Source organism: Pelagibius sp., assembly GCF_028289705.1.
Taxonomy (GTDB): domain Bacteria; phylum Pseudomonadota; class Alphaproteobacteria; order Kiloniellales; family Kiloniellaceae; genus Pelagibius.
Genome location: NZ_JANQOI010000045.1, coordinates 1 through 11,463 on the forward strand (window position 1 = coordinate 1; position 11,463 = coordinate 11,463).

9 protein-coding genes and 1 pseudogene are annotated in these 11,463 nt (G+C 65.8%); 2 read left to right on the forward strand and 8 right to left on the reverse strand.

What is annotated here, in order from left to right:
- Positions 1–133: 133 nt before the first annotated feature.
- The gene (clpB, locus tag Q0996_RS05680; protein WP_299616797.1) at positions 134–2,725 is read right to left on the reverse strand and encodes an ATP-dependent chaperone ClpB; all 2,592 of its coding nucleotides are present in this window, start codon (positions 2,723–2,725) and stop codon (positions 134–136) included.
- Between the two features lie 697 nt (positions 2,726–3,422).
- Here clpB and Q0996_RS05685 point away from each other — a divergent pair.
- The gene (locus Q0996_RS05685; RefSeq protein WP_299616799.1) at positions 3,423–4,145 is read left to right on the forward strand and encodes a DUF5343 domain-containing protein; all 723 of its coding nucleotides are present in this window, start codon (positions 3,423–3,425) and stop codon (positions 4,143–4,145) included.
- A 330-nt stretch (positions 4,146–4,475) separates the two neighbouring features.
- Here the strand turns inward: Q0996_RS05685 and Q0996_RS05690 are convergent, their stop codons facing one another.
- The gene (locus tag Q0996_RS05690; RefSeq protein ID WP_299616812.1) at positions 4,476–4,763 is read right to left on the reverse strand and encodes a transposase; all 288 of its coding nucleotides are present in this window, start codon (positions 4,761–4,763) and stop codon (positions 4,476–4,478) included.
- Between the two features lie 287 nt (positions 4,764–5,050).
- On the opposite strand from Q0996_RS05690, the gene Q0996_RS05695 reads away from it, so the two are divergent.
- Positions 5,051–5,830 carry an MOSC domain-containing protein gene (locus tag Q0996_RS05695; protein ID WP_299616801.1) on the forward strand — a complete coding sequence of 260 codons (780 nt, stop codon included), beginning with the start codon at positions 5,051–5,053 and terminating at the stop codon, positions 5,828–5,830.
- 283 nt (positions 5,831–6,113) lie between these two features.
- On the opposite strand, the gene Q0996_RS05700 is transcribed toward Q0996_RS05695, so the two are convergent.
- The 6 genes and pseudogenes from Q0996_RS05700 to hisS all read right to left on the reverse strand — a co-directional run.
- Positions 6,114–6,719 carry a DUF4167 domain-containing protein gene (locus tag Q0996_RS05700; RefSeq protein ID WP_299616803.1) on the reverse strand — a complete coding sequence of 202 codons (606 nt, stop codon included), beginning with the start codon at positions 6,717–6,719 and terminating at the stop codon, positions 6,114–6,116.
- A gap of 147 nt (positions 6,720–6,866) precedes the next feature.
- Positions 6,867–7,628: pseudogene (prmC, locus tag Q0996_RS05705) on the reverse strand (peptide chain release factor N(5)-glutamine methyltransferase); the annotation flags it as partial.
- Positions 7,629–7,649: 21 nt separating this feature from the next.
- On the reverse strand, positions 7,650–7,808 hold the full coding sequence (locus tag Q0996_RS05710) for a hypothetical protein (RefSeq protein ID WP_299616804.1): 159 nt from the start codon (positions 7,806–7,808) through the stop codon (positions 7,650–7,652).
- Between the two features lie 24 nt (positions 7,809–7,832).
- Entirely contained in the window at positions 7,833–8,909 is a 1,077-nt protein-coding gene (gene prfA / locus Q0996_RS05715) for a peptide chain release factor 1 (RefSeq protein ID WP_299616806.1), read from the reverse strand.
- Positions 8,906–10,216, reverse strand: coding sequence for a glutamyl-tRNA reductase (gene hemA / locus Q0996_RS05720; RefSeq protein WP_299616808.1), 1,311 nt, complete (start codon positions 10,214–10,216; stop codon positions 8,906–8,908). The genes prfA and hemA overlap by 4 nt, the downstream gene beginning before the upstream one ends.
- Positions 10,217–10,226: 10 nt before the next feature.
- On the reverse strand, positions 10,227–11,463 hold a 1,237-nt coding region (gene hisS / locus Q0996_RS05725; protein ID WP_299616810.1), incomplete at its 5' end, for a histidine--tRNA ligase.

The following is an 11,463-nucleotide window of genomic DNA, read 5'->3' on the forward strand; positions in this document are numbered from 1 at the left end:
CGCCTCGTTCACCGAGGTGATCCAGCCGATGGGCCGCGGCACGATGCAGGCCTTGAAGGGATTGTGCGGCAACCCGTGGTCGCCGGTCCGGGTGTCGTAGAACATCGAGATTCCTTCAAGACCAGGCTCTGGCTCAGGCCGCTGCGACCATCTCTCCGTTGATCGCCAGGCCTTCGGCCCCGGCGCTCACGCTGACCGTGTCGCCGTCGCCGATCTTGCCTTCCAGGATCAGGCTGGCCAAGGGGTTCTGCAGCTCGCGCTGGATCACCCGCTTCAGCGGCCGCGCGCCATAAACCGGGTCGTAGCCCTTGTCGGCGAGCCAGACCTTGGCCTGCTCGTCCAGTTCCAGGGTGATCTTGCGGTCCGCCAGCATGGCATGGAGGCGCGCCAACTGGATGTCGACGATGCCGGTCATCTGCGGGCGGGTCAGGCGGTGGAACAGCAGCACCTCGTCCAGGCGGTTGAGGAACTCCGGCCGAAAGGCGCCGCGCACCACCTCCATCACCTGATTGCGCACAGCATCGCTGTCCTCGCCCTCGGGCTGGGCGGCCAGAATCTCCGAGCCCAGGTTGGAGGTGAGGATGATCAGGGTGTTGCGGAAGTCGATGGTGCGACCCTGGCCGTCGGTCAGGCGCCCGTCGTCCAACACCTGCAGCAGGATGTTGAAGACGTCGGGATGCGCCTTCTCCACCTCGTCGAAGAGCACCACCTGATAGGGCCGCCGGCGCACCGCCTCGGTGAGCGCGCCGCCCTCCTCGTAGCCGACATAGCCCGGGGGCGCGCCGATCATGCGGGCCACGGCGTGCTTTTCCATGTACTCCGACATGTCGAGGCGGACCATCGCCGTCTCGTCGTCGAAGAGGAAGCGGGCCAGCGCCTTGGTCAGCTCCGTCTTGCCGACGCCGGTGGGGCCGAGGAACAGGAAGGAGCCGATGGGCCGGTTCGGGTCCTGTAGCCCGGCGCGCGCACGGCGCACCGCGTTGGCGATGGAGACGATGGCGTCCTCCTGGCCGATGACGCTCTGGCGCAGCGCGTCTTCCATGGAGAGCAGCTTCTCGCGCTCGCCCTCCAGCATCTTGTCGACGGGAATGCCGGTCCAGCGCGACACCACGGAGGCGATGTCGCCGTCGGTCACCTCCTCGTTCAGCATGCGGTGTTCCTGGGCCTGCTCGGCCTCCTCGAGCTGCTTTTCGAGGCCGGGGATGACGCCGTATTTCAGTTCGCTGGCCCGGTTGAGGTCGCCCTCGCGCTGGGCGATGTCCAGTTCGCCGCGCGCCTGGTCGAGCTGTTCCTTCAGCTTCTGGGCGCCGGCCAGCTTGTCCTTCTCGCCCTGCCACTGGTCGGTCAGCTCCTTCGACTTCGCCTCCAACTCGGCGATCTCGGCGGTCAGCTTCTCCAGCCGCTCCTTGGAGGCCTTGTCGCTTTCCTTCTGTAGCGCGTTCTGCTCGATCTTCATTTGCACCAGACGGCGGTCGAGCTCGTCGATCTCTTCCGGCTTGGAGTCCACCACCATGCGCAGGCGGCTCGCGGACTCATCCACCAGGTCGATGGCCTTGTCCGGCAGGAAGCGGTCGGAGATGTAACGGTTGGAAAGAGTCGCCGCGGCGACGATGGCGCTGTCGGTGATGCGCACGCCGTGGTGCAGCTCGTACTTCTCCTTCAGGCCGCGCAGGATGGAGATGGTCTCCTCGACGCTGGGCTCCGGCACGAAGACCGGCTGGAAGCGCCGGGCAAGGGCCGCGTCCTTTTCGATGTGCTTGCGGTACTCGTCGAGCGTGGTGGCGCCGACGCAGTGCAGGTCGCCGCGCGCCAGGGCCGGCTTCAGCATGTTGGAGGCGTCCATCGCCCCCTCCGCCTTGCCGGCGCCTACCAGGGTGTGAAGCTCGTCGATGAAGACGATGATCTCGCCGCCGGCATCGGCGATTTCCTGCAGCACGGACTTCAGGCGCTCCTCGAACTCGCCGCGGAACTTGGCGCCGGCCACCATGGCCCCGAGGTCGAGGGACATCAGCCGCTTGTCCTTCAGGGTGTCGGGCACGTCGCCGTTGACGATGCGCTGGGCCAGCCCCTCGATGATGGCGGTCTTGCCGACGCCGGGCTCGCCGATCAGGACAGGATTGTTCTTGGTGCGGCGGGACAGGACTTGCACCGTGCGGCGGATCTCCTCGTCGCGGCCGATCACCGGGTCCAGCTTGCCCTCCCGGGCTACTTCGGTGAGGTCGCGGGCGTATTTGTTGAGCGCCTCGTACTGGTCTTCGGCGGTCGCCGTATCGGCGCGCCGGCCCTTGCGCATGGTGTTGATCGCCTGGTTCAGGCTCTTGGGCGTGACCCCGGAATCGCTCAGCGCCTTGGCGGCGGCGCTGCCCGGCAGCATGGCCAGGGCCAGCAGCAGGCGTTCGGCGGTCACATAGGAATCGCCGGCCTCCTCGGAAAGCTTCTCGGCCTGGGCGAAAAGATCGTTGGTCTCCTGGGCGAGATAGAGCTGGCCGGCGCCGGCGCCTTCCACCTTCGGCTGCCTGGCGAGCGCCGCGTCGACGGCCTTCACCGCCGCCTCCGGCTTGCCGCCGGCCGCGCGGATCAGGCTGCGCGCCAGACCCTCCTCGTCGTCGAGCAGCACCTTCAGAAGATGCTCCGGCGTCAGGCGTTGGTGATGTTTGCGGCTGGCAAGGGTCTGCGCAGCCTGGAGGAAGCCGCGCGAGCGTTCGGTATAGCGATTCAGGTCCATTCAGTTCCCCCTTCCCGCACCCTTAAAGCGGCATGCAGGCGAGTCAATCCGTGGTAGCTGGGCCACCCCGCCCTTCCAAGAGGCGCGGGATCGCCGGGACCGGCCCGAGGGCCCTTGTCCCGCCCTTGCATATGGGGCTGTTGCAAAAAAGACACAAGGCCCCAAGACCCGGTATTTTCAACGGAAATGCTTAATTTCCAACCAGCGGCCGCCACCGCCGGCGACGATGGTCAGCACCCATGCCAAGCGCGCGCACCGCCGAAGAAAGGCTCAGAAAAGGGCGAGACTATCGACTGAGAGCAAGTAGATCACGAGTCTCTTGTTATCACCCAACCATTAACCAGCCAACCGCCATTCTGTCCCAGCCCTATGATCTCATCCACCTTGCCAGGACCTGGGCAAGTAACGTTCGCGCGCCCTCCTCGGAGTCGGCTGTTACACCAATTTTCAAGCAATTCTCGGACCTTGAGGTGGCCAGTCACCCCACACGCCCCCTTGAAACAACCCCTGGATCAAAACCTTCTCAATCGCCCATTTCATTATGTTTTTCGTACGAGATTTTCTATAAAACTATTTTCTCTTGAAAATCAATATGTTAATCTGTAAACATATGCGTATCTTGAGACAAGAACAGGCTATTGACAGATGTGGTTCAGGGAAATATCTTGTCCAACACCATACAGAAACGAGAACCACCATGCCTGTTACAAGCAATGGCTCCGCGCCCTACGCCCCCGCCTCGGCGGTGATTAGCGTCGTTGATCGACATCGAACCAAGGGACTCCCGACGCCGGTTAACGCAGAGGTTTTGGCTCGCGGCGGCGTCTCCGAGAGTCTGATCCCCCGGACCCTGTATGCCCTTCAGACACTCGATCTGATTGATGAGGCCGGGAAGCCGACCGACACGTTGGAAGGCCTTCGTCTCGCCCCTGAGACAGAATACAAGCAGCGGCTGGCGGAATGGCTGCATTCGGCATATGCCGATGCCCTTCAGTTCATTGATCCGGCCAAGGCGAGCGAGACTGAGATTCGTGATGCTTTCAGAAGCTATACGCCGGTAGGCCAGCAGTCGCGAATGGTTTCGCTTTTCATGGGGCTCTTTGCCGCAGCAGGCGTTCGACCAGAAAGACCCGCGCCAACGCCGCGCAAGTCGAAAGACACTTCAGCGGCCATAAAGCCAACCAGAACTCCGAAGACCCCAAGGGCTAGCGCACAGCACAACTCGACTAGCAATCTGCCTCCGGCTCTAGCTGGTCTTATGGCTAGCCTGCCCCCTCAGGGACAGGGTTGGACCGAAGATCAACGCGAGCGATTTTTGGCCACCATCGGCCCGGTCATCGATTTCTGCTATCCGATTATTGAACCGGAGCGGAAAGACAATGAGTCCGAGGCTGAAGATAGTTCGGGTCACGAGAGGTGAAGCTCCCGTGACCCGTATCCCGGCGGGTCCGCGCCCGCCAACCCCGCCCTGTGCCAGGGCTAACCCGAAGGGGGGTGAAGCTCAGTGCGGAAAGACCGCGCGTTAAAAGCGTAGTTGGTTGCCTGTGTCATCGGGTGTAGCGGACCCGGTGGCACGGCCACCAGCAATGTGATTTACTTTTAATCGCCTGATAAGTCAAGGATTCCAAGATGTTACGCTTGGCTGAGGCGATGAAAACCGGGCGATTACAAGAGCTTATCGCTTAGCAAGACGCCCAAGGGGCTGGCCCAGCGGAATTGGCAGAGGTCGAGGCTGTTATTCGTGCTCTAGCTACACAGCCCCAGTCAGAAGACCGAACATCGCGTTCTGCATCTCGCGATGGTTTGAGCGAGAAGTAAACGCCCGCAGATATCGATCCATGTACTTGGCCGAAACGTGAATGTGCGTGCAGTCCACCGATTTCTTGAACAGCCGCCAGAACGACTCGACGTTGTTGACATAGTGTAGCGCGTCGTGACGGTAGTCGTAGTAGACCCATTCCTTCTGGCCGTGCTTCACGGGGATTATTCCGAAAAAGAGAGCCCCTGCCGTGCCTTTCGGCTGGCAGGGGCGGGGCATTGCCCGAAAGTGTGGATCAGGAGAGATCAATGCTTACCGCCACGAGGACCCTGCGTACCTTGGCACCCGGCCTGGCAGTCCAGAAGACCAAGCCGGCTGCCCGGAACCCGCCGAATCGGCAGCGAAGAGCACGGGCTGAAGATAGCCCGCTTATTTTGATATTGCAAATCATTCTCATTCGTAATTGAGATCTTTTCCGCAGTCGCACCCGGCGCCGACGGGACGCGCCTTGACTCGGCGGCGGCGAAGGCGGTTAGTTGCAGTGCAACATTCCAGCGAGAGACGCGATGGCTGCCCGCGTGCGGAGGCTCTGCCGCTTTCCGGTCAAGGGCCTGAACGAACAGACCCTGGAAGCGGTAACCCTGGCCGCCGGCGCCGGCCTGCCGGAGGACCGCCGCTTTGCCCTGGTCTATGGCCTGACCACCGGCGCCCGGCGCGGCTTCTTCGACCTGGTCCAGGAAGAGAAGCTGGCGCAGCTCACCATGGATTACGACGCTGCGGCACCGCTCTTGACGATCCACCGCCAGGGCCGGCAGGTGGTCTCCGCCAATCCCTGCGACCAGACCGGGCGGATGTTGCTCAATCAGTTCTTCGCCGGGTTTTTCGCCGGCTCGCCGCGCGGCACCCCGGCGTTTCAGGAGCTGACCGGCAGCAGCCACGAGGAGGCGGTGCCGGACTCCGTCTCCATCATCAACCTCGCCAGCGTCCGGGATTTCGAAAGGGTCGCCCGCACCACGGTGGACCCGCGGCGCTTCCGCGGCAACATCGTGATCGACGACTTGCCGGCCTGGGAGGAGTTCACCTGGCCCGGCCGGGACCTGTCCGTCGGCAGCGCCCGCCTGAGGGTAACGCGCCGTTCCGACCGCTGCGCCGCCACCAATGTGAATCCGGATACGGCGGCGCGCGACATGAACATCCCGCTCACCCTGCGCAAGGGCTTCGGGCATATGGACATGGGGGTTTATGCGGAGGTCACCCAGGGCGGCACCATTGCCTTGGGCGACGAGCTTGCGCCGGGAAAGCTGTCTGAGAGCGGGCCCGCCGGCAGAGACTTGCCGTTTTCCTAGGGCCTGGCCTTTCCGCTGCGGCCTGGCCCCTCAGAGTCTGGCTGAGAACGAAGCCTTGTGCGTCAAAGAGATCGCGCCCTGCGGCCACCCAGACCGTCATTGCCGGGCTTGTTCCGGCAATCCATCGCGGTTCGGGTCTCGGTCTATCCATGGACCCTCGGAACAGGCCCGAGGGTGACGATGTGGCAAGGAATGGCTTTAGCAAGCCACTGAAATCAAACCATTCATTTCGAGCAAGACTCTCAGGCAGGATTGCGGCCCAGCTGCGATCACGGCCCTACGGTCACGGCGCGGCCGGGTCGTTTTCCTTTTCCGAGGGACTGTCTTCCTGCCGGCTCTTCGCGTCCTGATCGTCCGGGCGCGGCTTGCGCGGGCGGCCGCGGCGCTTCGGGGCCGCCGGCTTGGCCTCCTGGTCCGTCTCCGGCGCTGCGGCGGGCGTCAGGCTCGCCTCGGCGGCCGTACCGTTGCGCTTGTCGCCGCCTGCATCGATCGGCAGGTCCGGCTGCGGGCCGGTGCCCTCGGCTTCGCCGTTCACCCGGATGGCGGCCTCGTCCCGGGGCGCTTCGCCGGCGCTCTCGGCGGGATTGCTCTGGGCCGGCTGGCGGTCGTCCTGGCGGCGCTCCGGCCGGTGCGGGTCGGTCGAATCGCTGAGAATGCGGAAATAGTGTTCGGCGTGCTGAAAATAGGCTTCCGCCGCGATCCGGTCGCCCGACGATTGGGCATCACGGGCCAGTGTCAGGTACTTTTCATAGACCTGCCGCGCGTTCCCCCGAACCCGGCCGTCGGGTCCATTGCTGTCAAAGGTGTGGGACCTGGACGGCCCCCCGCTGTGCTGCTTGCGATTGGTCCGGCCGCGAGGCCGACGTCCATTATTGGAACCTTGTCTCATCGTTCGCTTGCTTCAGAATGGATAGTTCATCGCTCGCGCTCTTCAAAACCACCAAAGCGCGGTTCCGCGAGCTGGAAACCACACACAAGTCGATGTGGGGTGGTGATGCGTCTCCCGAGACGCTTGGAGCCCCTTGGCTCAGCCCCCTCAAGGTAGAGGCCTTTGCCCGGCTTTCCAACACTTTTTTTTCCGATTCCCCGGCGAGTCCGGCCCGCAAGTGGCGGGATTCCGGGGCTGCGTGGCAAGAAGGCAACGCTCGGTTCCCGAGAGGTCACGGGCAGTCCGATGGGCCCCTAGACCGGCCTCTTCAAGCAGGCTCTCGACCGCCGCCGCCTGCCCGGCGCCCAGTTCCAACGCCAGCAATCCTTGCTGCTGCAGCACCCTTGCCGCCCGGGGAATGAGGCTTCGATAGGCGTCCAGTCCGTCGGCCCCGCCGTCGAGGGCGAGGCACGGCTCGTAGTCCGCCACCTCGGGCGCCAGGCTGCCGATCTCCGCGCTCGCAACATAGGGTGGATTGCTGACGACGATGTCCCAGGTTTGGGAACCCTCCGGTGCCGGCAGGCCGTCCTGCCACGATCCTTGAACGAAGGCAGCGCGATCCGACAGGCCCAGGTGCGCCGCGTTGCGGGCCGCGGCCGCAACGGCGCCGGGGGCGAGATCGAGTCCCAGCCCGCGGGCCTTCGGCAGTTCGCTCAGGAGCGCCAGCAGAAGACAGCCGGACCCGGAGCCGAGATCGAGGATGCGCCAGGCGCGACGGCGGTCGCCGGCCCATTGCAGTACCGCCTCGACCAGGGTTTCGCTGTCCGGACGCGGGTCGAGCGTCTCTTCGTCCAGCAGGAACTCGAGGCTCCAGAACTCGCGCACGCCAAGGATTCGCGAGACCGGCTCCCGCCGTTCCCGCCGCGCGACGGCTGCAGAGACGACGGACTGCTAACCCGCCTCCAGCACCCGCCCCGGCTCGGCCAGCAGCAGCTCCGGCCCGCCGCCCAGAAGACGGCAGATCAGCAGGCGCGCATCGCGGCGGGGCGACTCGATACCGGCGGCGGCGAATCGCTGTGCCGCTGCGGTCACCGCGGCTTCGAGCGTCATCGGGGCGTCATCCCGCGCCATGGCTCATTGCAGCTCGGCCAGTTTCTCGGCCTGGTCGGCGGCGATCAGCGGATCGATCATCTCATCCAGGCCTTCGCCGCTCAGCACCCGATCCAGCTTGTAGAGGGTCAGATTGATGCGGTGGTCGGTGACCCGGCCCTGGGGAAAGTTGTAGGTGCGGATGCGCTCCGAGCGGTCGCCGCTGCCGACCTGACTCTTGCGGTCGGCCGCGCGCTCCGCGTCCTGCTCCTGGCGCTGCACCTCGTAGAGCCGGGCCAGCAGCACCTTCATCGCCTTGGCGCGGTTCTTGTGCTGCGACTTCTCGTCCTGGCACTGCACCACGACGCCGGTCGGCAGGTGGGTGATACGCACCGCCGAATCCGTGGTGTTGACGTGCTGGCCGCCGGCACCCTGGGAGCGGTAGGTATCGATCCGCAGGTCCTTTTCGTCGACGTGGACGTCGACCTCCTGAGCCTCCGGCAACACCGCCACGGTGGCCGCGGAGGTGTGGATGCGCCCGCCCGACTCCGTCACCGGCACACGCTGCACACGGTGCGCACCGGATTCGAACTTGAGGCGCGCGAAGACGGCGGTGCCGGTGATGGAGGCACTGGCTTCCTTGTAACCGCCCAGCTCGTTTTCCGAGGCCTCGATCAACTCGAAGCGCCAGCCCTGCTGCTCGGCATAGCGCTGGTACATGCGCATCAGGTCCGCCGCAAAAAGCGCGGCTTCGTCGCCGCCGGTTCCGGCGCGCACCTCCAGGATCACGTTGCGCGAATCCGCCTCGTCCTTGGGTAGCAACAGGATCTTCAGCGCCTGTTCCAGGTCCGGCATTTTGAGCTTCAAGTCATGGAACTCCTGCTCCGCGAGCGCGCGCATCTCGCTGTCGGACTCCGGATCGGCCATCAGTTCCGCCAGATCGCCCATCTCGTGCTGGGCGCCGCGCAAGGCCTCGATGCCCTCGACCACCGGCGTCAGGTCGGAGAACTCCTTCAGCATCGCGGTGTGCTCCGCAGAGCCCGGATCGGGGTGGGTGGCCACCAGGCTCTGCAGCTCTTCGTAGCGGCTGAGCACGCGGTTCAGGCTGTCGTCGAGGGTCACGTCTCTTCCTCACTCTCGTCCGCTTTCTGTACCAGCGGGAACAGGCGGCGCAAGGCCTGCTCCAGATCCTCGCCGGCCTGACGGTCTTCCGCCGCGGTCCGGCGCAGGATCTCCGAAGGGTCGTGGAGCAGCCGGTTGACCAGCAGCCGCGTCGCCGCCTCGGCGTCCAGGTTGCCGCTCTCCAGGACCGCACGGCGCATCGCCTCGAAATGCTGTCTCAGGGCCACGACGGAGGGGGCGGCGGCGCGCTCGGCCTGGCTGCGGCAAAAGCGGTCCAACTCCTCCTCCAGCACCGCCCAGGCCATGCCCTGGGCCGCGGCGCGTCCGCCGGATGAGGTCTGCGCCAGGCGTTCCAGATCGTCCAGGTCGTAGACGAAGGCCCCGTCCAGTTCGGCGACCGCGGGTTCGATATCGGGCGGCACGCCGGCATCGAGCAGCAGGATCGGGCGTCGGCGGCGCTGGACCAGCGCCGCCTCGACCTGCGCTGCAGTGAGCGAGAAGTGGCCGGCGCTGTTGTCGGTGACCACGATGTCGGCTTCGGCCAGGTGATGGTCGAGCGCGTCCCAGGGCGCGAAGTTGCAGGTCAGGCGCCGCGCCGCCGCCTCGGCCCGGGGCCCGGAGCCGTGCATCACCAGAAGCTGGTCGATGCCGGCGGCCTTGAAGTCGGCGGAGAGCATCTCGCCCATCTCGCCGAGGCCGAGCCACAGCAGGCGCAAACCCTCGAAGCGCCCGTGCAGATCCGCCGCGACCTGGGTGGCCACCAGGGTCATGGAGCTGGCCTGCTGGCCGATGGGGGTTTCGCTGCGCACCCGCTTGGCCGCCGCGAAGGCCGCCTGCAGGGCGCTGTCCAGGAAGGGCCCGGACAGGCCGGCAGCCCCCGCCGCGTGATAGCACTGCTTCATCTGCCCCAGGATCTGCGGTTCCCCCACCACGAGGCTGTCCAGGGACGCTGCCACGGCAAAGAGATGGCGCAGCGCCGGCATCCCGGTGTGGCAGTAGCTTTGCCCGACCAGCTCCGCGGGCTCCATCGCCGCCGTCCGGGCCATGAGCTGCAGCAGTGGAGCGGCCGCATCTTGGCCCGGGTGGGCGACCGCCGCGAATTCCAGGCGCTCGCAGGTCGCAATGGCGAGACTCTCCTCGCATCCGGGGCCGCGCAGCGCCCGAAGCAAGGCGCCCTGGTCCGGCTCCTCCTCGAACAGCCGCTGGCGCAGGCTGGCGTTGGCCGAACGGTGGTTGACGCCGACCAGAACCAGCCGGTCCAGTTTCTCCGGGTGCAGGTGACCCTCGGAAGGGGAGCGCTCCGCCATCGCGGCCGCGCTAAGCGAGGCGAGAGAGGCGCTCGGTCAAGGTATCGAGCGAGACGAGCTCCTGCTCTCCCGAGTCCAGATCGCGCAACGTGGCGCTGGCGGCGGCCAGTTCCTCCTCGCCGAGCAACAGGGCCGCGCGGGCGTTCAACTTGTTGGCCCGCTGCAAACGTTTCTTGAGGTTCCCGGAGTACCCCAGTTCCACCACGAAGCCGGCATGGCGCAGCCGCTGGGTCACCTTGAGGGCGGTTTCCGCCGCCGCCTCGCCCACCGGCACCACGACAAAAGGACGGGCCGCCGCCGCGTCGGTCTCCGAGAGCATGGCCAGCCGCTCGATCCCGGCGGCCCAGCCGACCCCCGGCGTCGGCGGCCCGCCCATGGTCTTGATCAGGCCGTCGTAGCGGCCCCCGGCCATGACCGTGCCCTGGGCGCCCAGGCGGTCGGTGGTGAACTCGAAGGCGGTGTGGCAGTAGTAGTCCAGGCCCCTTACGAGACGCGGGTTCAGCCGATAGGCGATGTCCAGGGCCTCCAGCCCCTCGCAGACCGCGGCGAAGAAATCCCGGCTCTCGGTGTTGAGATAGTCACCGAACAGCGGCGCATCGGCGACCAGACGGCGGTCGCCCTCGTCCTTGGAATCCAGAATCCTGAGCGGGTTGCGGGTGAGCCGGTCCCGGCTGTCCTCGGAAAGGCTTTCCCGGTGGTCGGAGAAGTAGGCGACCAGGGCTTCGCGGTAGGCCTTGCGGCTTTCCGGATCGCCCAACGTGTTCAATTCCAATACCACCGCATCGCCGAGCCCCAGCTCCTCCAGGATATGGGCCCCGCAGGCGATCACCTCGATGTCGGCAAGCGGCTGGGGAATGCCGATCAACTCCACCCCGATCTGATGGAACTGGCGCTGGCGGCCCTTTTGCGGGCGCTCGTGGCGGAACATGGGCCCGGCGTAGAAGGCCTTCACCGGCACCTGCTGCGAGAGACCGCCAGAGATGAAGGCGCGGGCCACGCCGGCGGTGTTCTCCGGCCGCAGGGTGATGCTGTCCTCCTCGCCGGCGCGTCCGCCGGGGGTGAAGGTGTACATCTCCTTGGTGACGATGTCGGAGGTGTCACCCAGGGTCCGCTTGAAGACCTCGGTAAACTCGAAGATCGGCGTCGCAATCTCCTGAAAGCCGTAGCGGGCGGCGACCAGGCGCGCGCCGTCCGCCACCGCGCGGTGGCGGCGCATGGCGTCGGGCAACAGATCGTGGGTGCCCCGG